Origin of the sequence: Streptomyces sp. NPDC041068 (assembly GCF_040647455.1) — a bacterium.
Classification (GTDB): Bacteria; Actinomycetota; Actinomycetes; order Streptomycetales; family Streptomycetaceae; genus Streptomyces.
The window spans coordinates 249,623-264,211 of record NZ_JBEZCG010000008.1 but is presented as its reverse complement, the minus strand read 5'-3'; the positions used below and the strand labels follow the sequence as shown (position 1 = coordinate 264,211).

Here is a 14,589-nt window from a genome sequence, read left to right as displayed (position 1 = left end):
GTGTACGAACCTTCGGAGAATGTCCAACAGCACGACGGGGAGAGCGAGCTCGCCCGTCCAGGCAGAGGCCGCGGGCCATCAGGCAGGCGGGCGTCGCGTGCCCCCGCCGCTTCCGCTCAGCGGGATCAACGTGTCCAGGTGGGCACCCTTCACCCAGGATCCCAGCAGGTCGCGCTGGAGGGCCACGATGTCCTGGCGCTGCGCCAGGCCCAGCGCGGCCCTCGTGAACGCACGGCAGGTGGTGACGAACAGGGCGACATCCGCGCCGTGTTCGAGGCGGGCCGTGCCGACGAACTTCTGCATGTCCTGCGAGGACACGCTCCGGTGCGGCGCGTACTTCTTGCACTGGACGACCAGCTTGCGGCCGTCGGCGAGACGGCCGATGACATCCGCACCCAGGTCGCCGCTCCTGCCGCTGACGACGACATTCGTGCAACCGTCCCGCCGGCACAGATCGGCTACGCAGTGCTCGAACTCCTGCCAGGAGAGCGCGTCGACCTCCGCCATCGACAACTCCCGTGCCCTGACCTCCTCTTGCGCACGCCATTGCCGGTCCTCGCCGACCGCGAGCCGGTGCGCGCGCCACAGCGCCCAGCCGCCCCCTCCGACCACGGCCGCGGCGAGCACGGCCGCCAGGACGGGCCACACCGCCGCCCAGTTCGCGGCCACCCATACCGCAGCGGCCACCGCCGCCACCGCACCCCAGCCCTGCAGTTGCCCACGCGTCCGCTTCCGTAATCGCCGCCGCCGAGCTGCCATCACTCCCCCACTCCCCGACACCGTGCTCCGCAGTCTGGAAGTCCCTGTCGTACACGGCAAGAGGGCCCGCGAAGGACGCCGCCGCTACGGCCGCGCCAGGCTGCTCACCAGCGCCGCGGCCTCGTCCAGAAGTCCCAGTTCCGCTGAGCTCACGTTGGGGTCGGCGGCTCTCCTCATCCGCGCCCGCGCGAGATGACCGTCCCGTACGTCACCGAGGTCCACTACAGCGCCCAGGCTCCCCATCAGGGCTGCCAGCATCGACCGTGCTCCTGCCGCGACCTCGGCCGACGGGGAGACCGCGAACTGCGCGAGGATCAGGGTCGACATCGCCCAGTCCAGCTCGGGCGGGCCCTCGGCCGCAGTGCTCCAGTCGATCACCACGGGGCCCTGCGGCGTCAGCATCACGTTGTCCGGGTGCAGATCGAGGTGGAGAATCCGGTCCCCGGGAAGGGACGAGGCTCGGGCCGGAATCGAATGCAAATGGTGCAGCAGCTGCGCCAGCAGCGCCGCCGCGTTCTCCACGGTGATCGCGCCGTCCATCCACGCCTGCAGCATCGTCACCCCGGACAGTCGCCGCATCACGAGCTCGGAGGGCGTGTCTGCCGAGCGAACCACCGGGACCGGAAAGCCGTTTGCCGCGAGGTGCGACATCACCGCCGCCTCCGTCACGGCGTCGCCACCATGGCGATGGCGACGGAGCACCCAGTCCTCGTCGAGCTCGAACACATCGGCGCTTCGCCCCGAGCCCAGCAACTGTCCTATCGGCATGGGGTGAACCTACGCCACGCCACGCCACACCACCCGGCGTCACTTCACTGCACATCACTTCACGTCACGGAACTGGCGCATCGTCCGGAGGCTCAACCGACTCGGAGCCCCCTTCTCCCCTCGCCGCGATCAGCGGCCCCAGCAGCCGTGTGCCCGGCCCCACTCGCCCTCCGGGGCCCGGCAGTTGAGTCGTGTCGGCCACGGTGAGCGGCTCCCGGCAGCCGTCGCAGTCCACGACCGGCGTGGCCAGGTGCCCGCAGGTGTCGTGGCGGATACGGGCGGGTGGCCCCGCGGGTCCGGCGTACCACTTGTCGCCCCAGGCCATCAGCGCCAGCAGGACGGGGTAGAGCTCGCGGCCCTTCTCCGTGGCGACGTACTCCTCGCGCGGCGGGCTGGCCTGGTACCGCTCGCGCGTCAGTACGCCCTCCTCGACCAGCCGGGCCAGCCGCGCGGACAGGGTCTTGCGGGACAGGCCGAGGTCCTCCGCCAGTTCGTCGAAGCGGCGGATGCCGACGAGGACGTCGCGCATGATCAGGGCCGTCCACGCGTCGCCGAACAGGTCGGTCGCGCGGGCGATCGAGCAGGCGACGCCGGAGAGTTGGGTGCGGGTCACGCTCCCACCGTATCGCCGTTGGGTTCCCTCGGGAAACTCATGAATGTTAGGTTTATTCAGGGAACCTACCCTGCTCTGTTCCACTCTGACCTCACCCGCTCTGCCCTGCTCTGCCCTGCTCTGCCCTGTCGAGGGAGCCGCCATGGCCACCACCCCGCACATCGCACTCGACACAGCCGGGTCCGCGGCCGTCGACGGCCGCCACATCCGGGCCCTGACCTTCCAGTCCGTACGCCTCGAATATCTGCACCGCGTGCTTGCGGAGGCGAGCCCGGCGGCGGACGGCAGCCGGGCGCTCGTCGCGGGCAGCGGGCGCGGCCTGCTGGCCCGCGGCATCGCCCGGCTCGGCTTCGAGGTGGTCGCCGCCGACCCGTCCCCCGCCGCGACAGCCCTCGCCCTGGACGCGGACGACGACTCCGGCGTCGCCTACCTGACGATGCCCGCAGAGCAACTCGACCTACCGGACGGGCACTTCGACCTCGTGTACTGCGCCGACACCCTCGAGATCACGGAGCACCCGGACGCGGTCCTCGCAGAGGCGGCGCGCGTGCTGCGCCCCGGCGGAGTCTTCGTCTACGACACGGTCAACCGCACCCCCGTGTCCCGCCTCATCTACCTCGGCGCCTTCCAGACCTTCCCGGGCACACGGATCATGCCCCGCGGCCGCTACGCCGCACACCGACTGCGCCGCCCGGCACAGCTCGCCGAGGCACTCGACAGGGCAGGCCTGTCCGCGCAGGACGTATCCGCCTTCAAGCCCAGCGACGTACGCGGCCTGGTGCGCGCCACACGCGGGCGAAGGCGTGGCACGCTGACCGACGAGCAGCTGCCCGAGCTGGTCGACATGACGCTCGAGCCGGAAGGCAACCCGGTGGTGACGTATCTCGGGTACGCGGTACGCCGGGCATGACGAAGCGGCCTTCGCCGAGCGGAAGGCCGCTTCGGTACAGGTGCCTCTCGGGGCTCGGAGCTCGGGGCTGATGCCTCGTCAGCACAGGCCTTCCAGTGCGATGGTGGCCACCTGGAGCGGACGGACGTCGGCGACGCCGCCGCAGGGAAAGAGGCGCCGCCGTAGCGGGCGGCGGAATGACGACGCCATCGCGCAAGCCCCCACCCGCATTTGACGCCCAGGAAGTGGCGCGAAGCCGTGGTCAAGTGTGCGCCAGAGCACCCCCGTACGCACCGGCTATCGAACACAAGGCTGCTTCCGGCCGCCCTCGCCGCCCCGTGGAGTTGGCGCGTCCCCGGCCCATCCGCTCGCCGCCCCGACCGGAACAGGCAACGGCGCTCAGGTGCCGGCACCGCGCGCAGGGGCGATTCCGAGCCTTGATGCCGTGTTCCGCGGCCCGCACCACCCCTCGTCGATTTCTCCATACCCCGCCGGGTACCCGCAGAGGTCGAGCGACGCCTTGAGCGGGGTCTCCTGCACCTCTGGATACCCCCCTGGGTATAACTGTTAGGGTGAACACCAGATACCCCCCGGGGTAACAGTTCGAAAGGAGTCGTAAGTCGTGTTCTTCGTCGACACCCTGGAGTTCGCGGGCCTGGGCAACCGCAGTTATCTGGCCGGCGGGCCCCACGCCGCGGTGGTCATCGACCCGCCGCGCGACATCGACCAGGTCATCGCCGCCGCAGCCCGCCGCGACGTACGCATCGCCTTCGTGGCCGAGACCCACGTCCACAACGACTACGTCACCGGCGGCCTCGAACTGGCCCGCGTCACCGGCGCCACCTACCTGGTGCCGGCCGCGGCACACGTGTCCTTCGCCCGCACCCCCATAGCCGACGGCGACACCGTGACGGTGGACGAAGGCCTGGTGCTGCGCGCGATCGCCACCCCCGGCCACACCCCGCACCACACCTCCTACGCCCTTGCCGATGACGGGCGCGGCGTGGCGGCGTTCACCGGTGGCTCACTGCTGATCGGCACCGTGGGCCGCCCGGACCTCGTCGAGCCGCGGCTGACCGAGCAGTTGGCCCGCGCCCAGCACGCCTCCGCCCACCGTCTCGCCGACGAGCTGGACGACGAGGTGCCGGTGCTGCCCACGCACGGGTTCGGCAGCTTCTGCTCCTCCTCGCAGACCGAGGGGGACGAGACCACGATCGGCAAGGAGCGCGAGACCAATGACGCGCTGACCCTGGACGCGGACACCTTCGTCGCCCGCATGCTCGCCGGTCTGGACGACGTACCCGCCTACTACGCGCACATGGGCCCGGCCAATGCCGCGGGCCCCGCACCGATCGACCTCACCCCGCCCGATCGTGCGGACGCCGAGCAGATCGCCTCCCGCCTGGCCGCGGGCGAGTGGGTGGTGGACCTGCGCAGCCGCATCGCCTTCGCCGAAGGGCACGTGGCCGGGTCGTTCAACTTCGAGGGCGAGGGCAAGCTCGCCGCCTACCTGGCCTGGCTGATCCCGTGGGGCAAGCCCGTCACCCTGCTCGCCGAGACGCCCGGCGAGATCGCCGAGGCGCAGCGGGAGCTCGCACGCGTGGGCATCGACCGCCCGGCCGCCGCAGCCACCGGAGACCCGACCGGCTGGGTCCGCGAGGGCGAGCGGCTCGCTTCCTTCCCGCGCGCCCGCTTCGCCGACCTCGCCGACGTCCGCCGGCGCGGGGAGCAGGTGGTGGTGCTGGACGTGCGGCGGAACTCCGAGCGCGCGGACGGCTTCGTCGACGGCTCGGTGCACATCCCGATCCACGAACTGCACGGCCGCATCGGCGAAGTACCCGACGGAGTGGTGTGGGTGCACTGCGCCGGCGGGATGCGCGCGGCGATCGCCGCCTCCCTGCTCGATGCCGTCGGCCGCGACGTGGTCGCCGTCGACGACGGCTTCGACGCCGCCACCGCGGCGGGACTGACCCTCACCCGCCCCCAGGGCACGGACTGACGCGCCCTCCACGCCATCCGTACGAAAGTGATCACGCGATGTTCTCCTTCCTCCGCCGCGGCTCCGGCCGCCTCACCCCGCAGCAGGCCCACCAGCGGACCGGCGACGACAAGGCCGTACTGCTGGACGTCCGTGAAACAACGGAGTGGAACGCCGGGCACGCACCCGGGGCGCAGCACCTGCCGCTGTCCCGTCTGACGGCCGGGGCGCCGCTTCCGGCAGCCGCGCAAGGCAAGCCAGTGATCGCCGTCTGTCGCTCCGGTCACCGCTCCCAGCGGGCCGCCGAGCTGCTGGCCGCCCAGGGCATCGAGGCCACCGACGTCACCGGCGGCATGACCGCCTGGGCACGTGCGGGCCTGCCGGTCATCGGTCAGGACGGCAGCAGCGGTGTCATAGCGTGAGTGCGCTGATCCTGGCCCTGATCGCCGGGGCCGTGGTCGGACTCGCGCTCGGCGCGCTCGGTGGGGGCGGCAGCGTCCTGGCGGTGCCCGCGCTGATCTATCTGCTCGGCTTCACCCCGGCCGCGGCCACCACCGCGGGCCTGATCATCGTCACCGCCACCTCGCTCACCGGGCTCTTCGCCCACGCCCGCGCCGGAAACGTCCGCTGGAAGGCCGGTGCCCTGTTCGCCGCGGCGGGGCTCCTGCCCGCCGCGGCGGCCGGAGCTGCCGCATCCCGTCTGCCCCAGCCGGTGCTGACCGCCGCGTTCGCGGCCGTCGCCGCGCTCGCCGCCGTCAAGATGCTGCGCCCCGGCCGCGCCGCCACCGGCCCGACGAGCGGCAGGACGAGGCCCGCCAAGGCCGCCGGTACCGGCGCGGGGCTGGGTGCGCTGACCGGTCTGCTCGGGGTCGGTGGAGGCTTCCTCGCCGTCCCGGCCCTGGTCACCGTCCTTGCGTTCGAGATGCGGGCCGCCGTCGGCACCAGCCTGCTGGTCATCTCGGCGAACTCGCTGGCCTCCCTGGCCACCCGCGGTGCCACCACCGCCGGTATCGACTGGGCGGTCGTCGGCCCCTTCACCGGTGCCGCGATCCTCGGCGCCTGGGACGGCAAGCGCCTGGGCGCCAAGGTCACCGGCACCCGGCTGCAGCGCACCTTCGCCGTCGTACTGCTGGCCGTGGCCGCCTTCATGCTCGTCGACGCCCTCACGTGACGAGCCGGGAGAGCCGGGCGAACACTCGGGCACCGCGGCACCCCGGCTCAGGCCGAAGACGCGGCACCCCGGCTCAAGCCAAAGACCCAGCCCCCCGGCTCAGGCCGAAACCCCGGCACCCCGACTCAGGCCAAAGAAAGGAACAGCTTCTCCAGACGGGCACGCATCTGCTCCCGATCCCCGGAAGCCGCCATGTCCGCATCGGTCAGGCAGTGCTGCAAGCCGGTGGCGATGATCGCGAAACCCGCCTTGTCCAAGGCCCGGGACGCCGCCGCGAGTTGTGTGACCACGTCCTCGCAGTCCCGCCCCTCCTCGATCATCTTGATCACGCCGGCGATCTGTCCCTGCGCCCTGCGCAGGCGGTTGACCACCGTCTTCAGTTCCTCAGCCGCCATCGCCAGTTCCACGATCCACACTCCTTCGCGATACCCCGGCGGGTATCCTACCGAAGGGGTAACCCCACCCCCGCAAAGGAAAATCCCCGTGTCCCTCACCGCCGACCAGGCCAACGCCCGCCTGCACGAGCTGACCGTCATCGACGTGCGCACCCCCGGCGAGTACGCCTCCGGTCACCTGCCCGGCGCCCACAACATTCCCCTCGACCACCTCGATGCCGCGCTGCCCGCCCTGAAGACCGCCGCCGGTCGCGGCGGCCTGCTCATCGTGTGCGCCTCCGGCACCCGCTCCGAAGCCGCCTGCCGGCACCTGGCCGGTCAGGGCATCACCGCCGCCACCCTCGCCGGCGGCACCACTGCCTGGACGCGGCTCGGCCACGACATCCACCGCCCCGTCGGCACCCGAACCTCCTGGGCCATGGAGCGCCAGGTACGGCTCGCCGCCGGATCCCTCGTCCTGACCGGCCTCATCGCCGGACGGCGCCGGGGCGCGATGCGCCTGCTGTCCGCGGGTGTCGCCGGCGGCCTGGTCTTCTCCGCCCTGACCGATACCTGCGGCATGGCCAGGGTCCTCGCCAAGCTCCCTCACAACCGGCCAAGGTCCGCCGACCTGGACGCCACGCTCGCCGCCCTGACCGGCTGACGCCACCGGGCCGCGGGACGGGAGGACGGCATGGACGGGCCCGCCTCAGTGTGCTGAGGTGCATCAAGCTCACGAAGCCCCGGAACACCCGCCCTGTGCCCTCGGAGAGTGACCTTGCGCAGCTTGACCTTCGTCATCGGTACGGGCCGCAGCGGCTCCACCGCGCTGTCCCGCATCCTCAACGCCCACCCCGACGTCCTCAGCCTCAACGAATACATGGCCTCGGTCGGTGAGGCGGCCTTCCCCGAAGGCCGGTTGTCGGGCGCGGAGTTCTGGGATGCGCTCTTCAGGCCCACCCCGTACTTCGCGAACATGCTCCGCAGCGGGCTGCCGATGCCGGAGTTCCTCTACACCCGCCGCCCCGGGCGGTACACCGCGGAGACCACCGGCATCCCCGCACTCTCCCTGATGGTGCTGCCGCACCTCACCGACGACCCCGACGCCCTGCTCGACGAGATCCGCACGGCGGTCGTCGACTGGCCCGACCGCACCGCTGCCGAACATCACACGGCGCTCTTCGAGTTGCTCGGCGCACGGCCCGGCCGCACCGCCGTCGTGGAGCGCTCCGGGTACTCGACGGGCTGGGCGCCGGGGCTGCGGGAGACCTTCCCGCACGCGAAGTTCGTGCACCTCTTCCGGGACGGTCCTGACTGCGCCCTGTCCATGAGCCGCCACGTCGGATACCGCGTGATCACCTTGCTGCGCGAGATCAAGGAACGGACGGACGTCGAGAGCTTCGGCGACCTGACCCAGGAACAGGTGCGCTCCCTCCCGCCCGACCTTGCGCCCCTGCTCACCGACCGTTTCGACCCCGCCCTCGTACGAGACCGCGACTTCCCCCTGCGACGATTCGGCGAGCTGTGGTCCGAACTCGTCATCCAGGGCACCGAGTTCCTCGACGGCCTGCCCGCCGATCAGCGCATGACGCTCTCGTACGAGGCTCTCCTCGACGCCCCTCGCCAGGAACTCGCCCGCCTCGCCGCGTTCGTCGAAGTCGATACTTCCCCGCAGTGGCTGGACGGCGCGTGCGCCCAGCTCGACGGCAGCCGCCGGGGCTCGGCCGCGCAACAGCTGACGGCCACCGACCTCGAGGACCTGAGGCAGAGCTGCGCCCCGGGGACGCGTGCGGTCGACTCTGCGTAATGATCTGGCCAATGCCATAATCACCGGGCCCCCTCCCGCCTCACCCGTAACGCACGAAGCGGTCCCGGTGAAGCGGTCGGCGATCTCGCACACGCTGGAGTCACGCATGACGTCGCAGTCCTCTGGAAGCCGCATCGACACGAGCAAGGCGCACCCGGCGCGCGTCTACGACTGGCTCCTCGGCGGCAAGGACAACTACCCGGTCGATCAGGACGTGGCGGAGAAGCTGCCGCCGGAGGCACGGCTCAACGCCATGCGCAACCGGGCGTTCATGCACCGTGCGGCGGCCTGGCTGGCAGGCCAGGGCATCGACCAGTTCCTCGACATCGGCACGGGCATCCCGACCGAGCCGAACCTGCACCAGATCGTGCAGGGCATCGTCCCGTCGGCACGGATCGCCTACGCCGACAACGACCCCATCGTGCTGCGGCACGCGGAGGCGCTGCTCGTCAGCAGCCCCGAGGGAGCCACCGACTACATCGAGGCCGACGTACGGCAGCCCGAGACCATCCTCGAACACGCCCGTACGTTCCTGGACTTCACGCGGCCCGTCGCGCTGTCGATGATCGCGCTGATGCACTTCGTCACCGACGAGGAAGATCCCTACGGGCTGACGCGCACGCTGGTCGACGCGCTGCCCTCGGGCAGTTGGTTCATGTTCTCCCACGGCACCACCGATGAGCACCCGCACCTCGTGAAGTCGGTGACGACCACGTACCGCAAGGGCGAGATCCCGTTGCGCATGCGGACGCGTGCCGAGGTCGAGCCGTTCTTCGAGGGCCTGGAGCTGCTGGCTCCGGGGCTGGTCACGGCGACCAAGTGGTACAAGGAATCGCCCGCGCCCGTCGAGGAGTTGAGCGGCTTCTACGTCGGCGTCGCCCGCGTGCCGTAGCCCGTCGCCTCACCGACCCACTTCAGTTCTTCCCTTCTGAGGACAAAGTATGGACGCGCTCCGAAGTCGTCCCTACGCTGAGCGTCGCTTTGCCACAGAGATCTGCGTACCTCATGCCGGAATCCCGGAACCACGCAGGAGGAAGAGTGAAGCCACGTCTCAGGCCGCTGCCCGGCCCACGCCCCCATAGAGCTCGAAGATCCACCGGTGCGCTGCTCACCACCCTCCTCGGTTGCGGACTGCTCACCGGTGCACTGCTCACCGGTGGACCGCTCTCCCCCACCGCGGCCGCCAAGGACGATCCGCGACCGTTCGCGGACCTGCCGCCGCAGGAACCCGGCGTCACCTTACGGGTGTTCGACGTCCAGACCCCGCTCAAGAAGCTGTGCGACCTCAAGCCCGCGCAGACCCCCAACGTCGACAAGCTGATCCCTGCCGCCGACTGGAAGTCCACCGAAGGATTCGGGTTCAGCGACAACTTCGTGTCGCAGATCATCGGCAATCTCGACGTGCCCGAGGCCGGCTCCTACGACTTCCGGCTGATCAGCGACGACGGCTCCCGGCTCTTCCTCGGTGACCGCCGGGTCATCGACCACGACGGGCTGCACGGCGCCGAGCCCAAGGACGGCTCGGTCACACTCAACGCCGGATACCAGGCGCTGCGCATCGACCACTTCGACGCGGGCGGCGACCAGCAGGTCACCCTGCAGTGGAAGCCGCCGGGGGCCGACGCGTTCACCACCGTGCCGAACTCCGTACTGAGTACGGACGCCGATGTCGTACGGGTGACGGCACCCGGCCGCAAGGAGTGCGAGGGCACGCTCGACACCCCCGGCGACGGCCTGCCGCTCACCGAGGTCAACCCCGGATACAAGCTCACCGACCTGCGCCCCAAGGGCTTCGAGCCACAGGTGTCCGCGATGGACTGGCTGCCCGACGGACGCCTCGCGATCTCCACCTGGGGCGGCAGCACGGAGACGAAGGGCGAGGTGTACCTCCTCGACAACGTCACCGGTGACACCGGGCCCGACAAGGTCACGTACAAGAGGATCGCCGACGGGCTCAAGGAACCGATGGGCATCAAGTACGTGGACGGGAAGCTGTACGTATCGGAGAAGCACCAGCTGACCGAGTTGAACGACACGAACGGCGACGACGTCACCGACGAGAAGCGGAAGATCGCCGAGAGGCCGTACGGCGGCAACTTCCACGAGTTCGCCTTCGGCCTGCTGTACGACAAGGGCGACTTCTATCTGAACCTCTCCGTCGCCATCAACTACGGCGGCGCCACGACCGATCCTCAGCCCGCACCGAACCGCGGCACGACCATCAAGGTCAACAAGGCGACAGGCAAGGTCAGTTACCTCGCCGGGGGCCTGCGCACCCCCAACGGCATCGGGCGCGGCCCCGGCGGCGATCTGTTCGTCACGGACAACCAGGGCGGCTGGCTGCCCGCGTCCAAGCTGGTGCACATCAAGCAGGACCGGTTCTTCAACCACCACATGAACCCGGACGGGCCCTACGACGACGAGCCCGTCACCAAGCCGGTGCTGTGGCTGCCGCAGAACGAGATCGCCAACTCGCCCAGTACGCCGATGCAGTTGAAGAAGGGTCCGTTCGCCGGGCAGATGGTCTTCGGCGATGTGACCTACGGAGGACTGCAGCGGGCCGATCTGGAGAAGGTCGGCGGCGAGTACCAGGGCGCGGTGTTCCGGCACACGCAGGGCCTCGAGTCGGGGATCACGCGGATCAGCGAGGGCCCGGACGGCGCGATCTACACCGGCGGCCTGGGAGCCGACGGCAACTGGGGCCAGGCGGGCAAGCTCCGCTTCGGCCTGCAGAAGCTGACGCCGAGCGGCAGGACGGCCTTCGACGTCAAGACGATGCGCGCCACCCGCGACGGTTTCGAACTCACCTACACCAAGCCCCTGTCACAGGAAACCGCGGCCAAGCTGGCCAAGGGCGCGTACTCCGTCGAGCAGTGGCGCTATGTGCCCACGCCCGCGTACGGCGGCCCGAAGGTCGACGAGGAGTCGCTGCCGGTGGCCTCGGCGACGCTCTCCGAGGACCGGCGCAAGGTGCGGCTGACCATCCCCGGCCTGAAGTCGGACCGTGTGGTGCACGTGCGCTCGCCGCGCCCGTTCTCGTCCGCCGAGGGCGAGCAGCTGTGGTCCACCGAGGCCTGGTACACCCTCAACGCCAAGCCGGGTCCGCCGGAGCCCATCACCACGTACGACGCCGAGTCCGCCCACCTGTCGGGCGGCGCCGGCATCGACACCGAGCACGCCGGCTACACCGGCGGCGGCTTCGTCGACGGCTTCGGCGACAAGGGCGCCGAAGCGAGCTTCGACGTCGTGGTCGACAAGCAGGGCGCGTACGACGTGGGCCTGCGCTACGCCAACGGCCCGCATCCCGCCCCGGGCACCAAGACCGTCGGCGTCAGTGTCAACGGCGGCGCGGCGAAGCAGACGAGTCTGCCGTCCACGGGCGAGTGGAAGCGCTGGTCCAGCAAGACCGAGCGGCTCCAACTGCGCAAGGGCCGCAACACCATCACGTACGCGGTCGGAGCCGAGGACACCGGCCATGTGAACCTCGACGCGCTCGACGTGCGCAGGCCGGGCACCCGGATCGACCTGTTCTCGGGCGGCAGCGTCTCCACCGCCTGGCAGCACTCCGACGGACGCAGCGCCGAGTGGCCGCACACCGCCGAGAGGTCGATGGAGGTCTGCTGCGGCGATCTGCGCACCAAGCAGCACTTCAAGGACTTCAAGCTGCATGCCGAGTTCCGTGTGCCGAAGCTCCCGGACGACGTCACCGGGCAGGACCGCGGCAACAGCGGGGTCTACCTCCAGGAGCGTTACGAGGTGCAGATCCTGGACTCGTACGGTGTGGAGAAGCTCGCGAACAACGAGGCGGGGGCGATCTACCTGAAGAAGGCCGCCGACCTCAACGCGTCCACGGCACCGGAGACGTGGCAGACCTACGACATCACCTTCCGCGCCGCCCGCTTCGACGCGGAGGGAAAGAAGACGTCGGACGCGCGGGTCACCGTGGTCTGGAACGGCAAGAAGGTGCACGACGACGTGGCCGTCGAAGGACCGACGGGTGCCGGTGACCCGGAGTCGGCGGCCGCCGGTGCCATCCGGCTGCAGGACCACGGCAACAAGGTCCGGTTCCGCAATGTGTGGGTGGCGCCGCTGGCCTGACGACGTGCTGTCCTGACGATGTGCTGTCCTGACCGACCGGACCCCTGCCGTCGGCCCGCGGGTCGACGGCAGGGGCTTCCTGCGCTCATCCCCCGGCGAAGAGCGTGGTCCCGTCGGGCCCGAGCGCCTCGACGCGCGCGCCGTGTTCGACGGTGCGGCTGACGGTGCAGTACTTCTCGTGGGTCAGCCGGATGGCGCGCTCCAGCGTCTCGGCTGCTTTGCCGTCGCCCTCGGGGAGCTCGAGTTCGTAGGCGACCCGGACGACGCCGACGCGGCCGTCGTCCTCGGGCCGGGACACCGAGTCCACGACGATGCGCAGCCCGTCGTGGTCGACGGTCCGTGCCGTGCGGTCCACGACGAGTCCGCCGCAGCCGCCGAGCGCGGCGAGGAGGAGTTCGACGGGGGTGAAGGAGGGCTGGGCGTCGGGGTTGTCGGCGGCGGCGATCCGGACCTCGGCGCCGCGGTCGTTGCGGGCGGTCCAGTCGCGTTCGCCATTGCGTACGGTCTCGATGCGGTAGTCGGCCATGGCGGAACGGTAACCCGGGGCGGGCCCGCCATCGGGCAGGCCGGCGCCGGGCTTCACACGTCGCGCCCCGACCTCATGCCCGGCACCACTCCACCGTGTTGAAGTCGGCGAAGATGCCCTTGGTCCGCGGTCCCGCGATCCCGTCGACGGGGACCCCCAGGAAGTTCTGCAGGGCCTTGATGGTGTTCTTTCCGACGATGCCGTCCACGACCAGCTTGCTGCCGACGTTGTAGCCGCGGTCGTTGAAGTACCGCTGAGTCGCCTTCCAGCTGTCGGTGCCCAACTTGCCGTCGATCGTGCCGGGGTCGAAGCCCTCGCTCCTCACGAAGCACTGCCAGTTCTTCGCCTTGGCGGTGCTCAGGCCGAGGTTGTTCACCGCGAGGGCGGAGACGCCGTCGGCACTGACCGCGGTCCTGGCGGTGGGCGGGGATGCCGCGAAGGCGGCACCGGTGCCCGCCAGGCTTCCTGCCGCGATCCCGACGACGGCGGTGGCGCTCACAAGCGCATGCGTGACGATGCGTCGCATGTCTTTTCACTTCCTTGTCTGAGTCCCTTGTCCGGGGACAAAGGGCGGTGTCTGGACCTCTCAGACCGTAGGAAACGTCGGGCCGGTCCCACATCCCGCAGCCGGTTGAGCCTCGTGCAACCAAGGCTGTAGACCTCCCGCGGTAGCCGGACGCCGTTCAGCGGGCCGGTGGCTCCGCCACCTGCACGGCCGCCGTGATGCGGTCGGCGTCGGCGCGTTCGGCCGGAGGCAGTGGCACCCCGGCGTGCTCCCGCAGGGCCGCCGCCTCGGCGAGCAGGCGCCTCGCGCGTGCGGGGCCTCCGGCCAGGGCGTGGCCGCCTGCCAGGCCTTCCAGGGCGAGTGCGACCGAGCGGGGGTCGCCGGAGAGGTCGGCGTTCGCCAGGGCTTCCTCGTGGAGGGTCAGCGCGCCGTCCGCGTCGCCCCGCAGCTCCGCGATGAAGCCCAGCTCGGCGAGGATGAGGGCGAGGGCGGGATAGGCCCGTGCGGCGCGATCGGGCTCCAGCCAGGCGCGGAAGTGGGCCTCGGCCCCGTCCAACTTCCCCTGGCGGCAGGCGCTGAGGCCGAGCCCCGGTTCCGCGTACTGCTCACCCACCGGGCGGGAGTGCTCGGCGGCCAGTTGCCGGGCCTGTCCGAGCAGTTCGTCGGCCCGCCCGAACTCGCCGCGCAGCAGGGCGAGTCGGCCGAGGTCGGCCAGCTTCTCGGCGTGCTGCGGCCACATGCCCAGCTCTTGGGTCAGCTCCAGGCAGACCCGGTGGAGACGTTCCGCCTCCGCGTAGGTCTCCTGCTGGGAACGGTGTTCGTGCGACGCCGGCGGACGCTGGCCGACCCCCTCATGGAGGTACGGCTGTTCACCGAGCGGGCCTTCGCCGGAACGCTGCTCCTCATGCTGGGCGGCGTGATGGTCACCAGCGGAGTGACGCTCTTCGGCATGAGTGTCGTCGCGGCGGCCGGGGCCGTCGTCTCGGTCGCCCTCGCCGTCATCGCGGTACGTGTCCTGCGCCGCGTACCGCCGGTGGGAGCCGAGCCCTGCGAGGACGTCCCTGTCGTGGGCACCCCTTCCCAAGACGGAGTGGCATGAAC

The 14,589-nt window shown here is 70.7% G+C and carries 16 protein-coding genes; 9 read left to right on the top strand and 7 right to left on the bottom strand.

The genetic code is table 11. The features are described 5' to 3' along the window. Positions 1-78 precede the first annotated feature (78 nt). The 3 genes from AB0B50_RS20580 to AB0B50_RS20570 all read right to left on the bottom strand — a co-directional run bounded on the left by AB0B50_RS20580 (position 79) and on the right by AB0B50_RS20570 (position 2,140). Complete coding sequence (locus AB0B50_RS20580) at positions 79-696, bottom strand: restriction endonuclease (protein WP_362333951.1); 618 nt, start codon at positions 694-696, stop codon at positions 79-81. 147 nt (positions 697-843) lie between these two features. Beyond that, the gene (locus AB0B50_RS20575) at positions 844-1,527 is read right to left on the bottom strand and encodes an aminoglycoside phosphotransferase family protein (protein ID WP_362333490.1); all 684 of its coding nucleotides are present in this window, start codon (positions 1,525-1,527) and stop codon (positions 844-846) included. A 64-nt stretch (positions 1,528-1,591) separates the two neighbouring features. Then, positions 1,592-2,140 carry a helix-turn-helix domain-containing protein gene (locus AB0B50_RS20570; protein ID WP_362333488.1) on the bottom strand — a complete coding sequence of 183 codons (549 nt, stop codon included), beginning with the start codon at positions 2,138-2,140 and terminating at the stop codon, positions 1,592-1,594. A gap of 142 nt (positions 2,141-2,282) precedes the next feature. On the opposite strand from AB0B50_RS20570, the gene AB0B50_RS20565 reads away from it, so the two are divergent. From AB0B50_RS20565 to AB0B50_RS20550, 4 genes are all read left to right on the top strand, one after another. After that, positions 2,283-3,050, top strand: a complete 768-nt coding sequence (locus AB0B50_RS20565) for a methyltransferase domain-containing protein (protein ID WP_362333485.1) — start codon at positions 2,283-2,285, stop codon at positions 3,048-3,050. A 601-nt stretch (positions 3,051-3,651) separates the two neighbouring features. Beyond that, entirely contained in the window at positions 3,652-5,028 is a 1,377-nt protein-coding gene (locus tag AB0B50_RS20560) for an MBL fold metallo-hydrolase (RefSeq protein WP_362333482.1), read from the top strand. Positions 5,029-5,066: 38 nt separating this feature from the next. Beyond that, entirely contained in the window at positions 5,067-5,429 is a 363-nt protein-coding gene (locus AB0B50_RS20555) for a rhodanese-like domain-containing protein (protein WP_362333479.1), read from the top strand. Next, complete coding sequence (locus tag AB0B50_RS20550; protein WP_362333477.1) at positions 5,426-6,178, top strand: sulfite exporter TauE/SafE family protein; 753 nt, start codon at positions 5,426-5,428, stop codon at positions 6,176-6,178. The genes AB0B50_RS20555 and AB0B50_RS20550 overlap by 4 nt, the downstream gene beginning before the upstream one ends. A gap of 125 nt (positions 6,179-6,303) precedes the next feature. Here AB0B50_RS20550 and AB0B50_RS20545 read toward each other — a convergent pair whose 3' ends face one another. Next, the gene (locus tag AB0B50_RS20545; RefSeq protein WP_018845516.1) at positions 6,304-6,585 is read right to left on the bottom strand and encodes a metal-sensitive transcriptional regulator; all 282 of its coding nucleotides are present in this window, start codon (positions 6,583-6,585) and stop codon (positions 6,304-6,306) included. Between the two features lie 76 nt (positions 6,586-6,661). Here AB0B50_RS20545 and AB0B50_RS20540 point away from each other — a divergent pair, with 76 nt between their 5' ends. The 4 genes from AB0B50_RS20540 (at position 6,662) to AB0B50_RS20525 (ending at position 12,457) form a co-directional block, all read left to right on the top strand. Next, complete coding sequence (locus AB0B50_RS20540; RefSeq protein WP_362333475.1) at positions 6,662-7,216, top strand: rhodanese-like domain-containing protein; 555 nt, start codon at positions 6,662-6,664, stop codon at positions 7,214-7,216. Positions 7,217-7,324: 108 nt separating this feature from the next. Then, the gene (locus AB0B50_RS20535) at positions 7,325-8,359 is read left to right on the top strand and encodes a sulfotransferase (RefSeq protein ID WP_362333472.1); all 1,035 of its coding nucleotides are present in this window, start codon (positions 7,325-7,327) and stop codon (positions 8,357-8,359) included. A 106-nt stretch (positions 8,360-8,465) separates the two neighbouring features. Next, a complete protein-coding gene (locus tag AB0B50_RS20530) occupies positions 8,466-9,251 on the top strand; it encodes an SAM-dependent methyltransferase (protein WP_362333469.1) in 786 nt (261 codons plus the stop codon). 254 nt (positions 9,252-9,505) lie between these two features. Beyond that, positions 9,506-12,457: a family 16 glycoside hydrolase gene (locus tag AB0B50_RS20525; RefSeq protein ID WP_362333948.1), complete on the top strand. Its 2,952-nt coding sequence runs from the start codon at positions 9,506-9,508 to the stop codon at positions 12,455-12,457. 85 nt (positions 12,458-12,542) lie between these two features. Here the strand turns inward: AB0B50_RS20525 and AB0B50_RS20520 are convergent, their stop codons facing one another. The 3 genes from AB0B50_RS20520 to AB0B50_RS20510 all read right to left on the bottom strand — a co-directional run bounded on the left by AB0B50_RS20520 (position 12,543) and on the right by AB0B50_RS20510 (position 14,227). After that, complete coding sequence (locus AB0B50_RS20520) at positions 12,543-12,983, bottom strand: OsmC family protein (protein WP_362333466.1); 441 nt, start codon at positions 12,981-12,983, stop codon at positions 12,543-12,545. A gap of 73 nt (positions 12,984-13,056) precedes the next feature. After that, a complete protein-coding gene (locus AB0B50_RS20515) occupies positions 13,057-13,509 on the bottom strand; it encodes a peptidoglycan-binding domain-containing protein (RefSeq protein ID WP_362333463.1) in 453 nt (150 codons plus the stop codon). A 157-nt stretch (positions 13,510-13,666) separates the two neighbouring features. Next, complete coding sequence (locus AB0B50_RS20510) at positions 13,667-14,227, bottom strand: hypothetical protein (protein ID WP_362333460.1); 561 nt, start codon at positions 14,225-14,227, stop codon at positions 13,667-13,669. An 81-nt stretch (positions 14,228-14,308) separates the two neighbouring features. Between AB0B50_RS20510 and AB0B50_RS20505 the strand changes: the two genes are divergently transcribed. After that, positions 14,309-14,587, top strand: coding sequence for a hypothetical protein (locus AB0B50_RS20505; RefSeq protein WP_362333458.1), 279 nt, complete (start codon positions 14,309-14,311; stop codon positions 14,585-14,587). Positions 14,588-14,589 lie beyond the last annotated feature (2 nt).

Excerpts from the sequence above, each read along its gene's own strand:
- AB0B50_RS20565 (WP_362333485.1), top strand. The coding sequence starts at position 2,283 with ATGGCCACCACCCCGCACATCGCACTCGACACAGCCGGGTCCGCGGCC.
- AB0B50_RS20575 (WP_362333490.1), bottom strand. The coding sequence starts at position 1,527 with ATGCCGATAGGACAGTTGCTGGGCTCGGGGCGAAGCGCCGATGTGTTC.
- AB0B50_RS20530 (WP_362333469.1), top strand. The coding sequence starts at position 8,466 with ATGACGTCGCAGTCCTCTGGAAGCCGCATCGACACGAGCAAGGCGCAC.
- AB0B50_RS20510 (WP_362333460.1), bottom strand. The coding sequence starts at position 14,227 with ATGTGGCCGCAGCACGCCGAGAAGCTGGCCGACCTCGGCCGACTCGCC.
- AB0B50_RS20515 (WP_362333463.1), bottom strand. The coding sequence starts at position 13,509 with ATGCGACGCATCGTCACGCATGCGCTTGTGAGCGCCACCGCCGTCGTC.
- AB0B50_RS20520 (WP_362333466.1), bottom strand. The coding sequence starts at position 12,983 with ATGGCCGACTACCGCATCGAGACCGTACGCAATGGCGAACGCGACTGG.
- AB0B50_RS20555 (WP_362333479.1), top strand. The coding sequence starts at position 5,067 with ATGTTCTCCTTCCTCCGCCGCGGCTCCGGCCGCCTCACCCCGCAGCAG.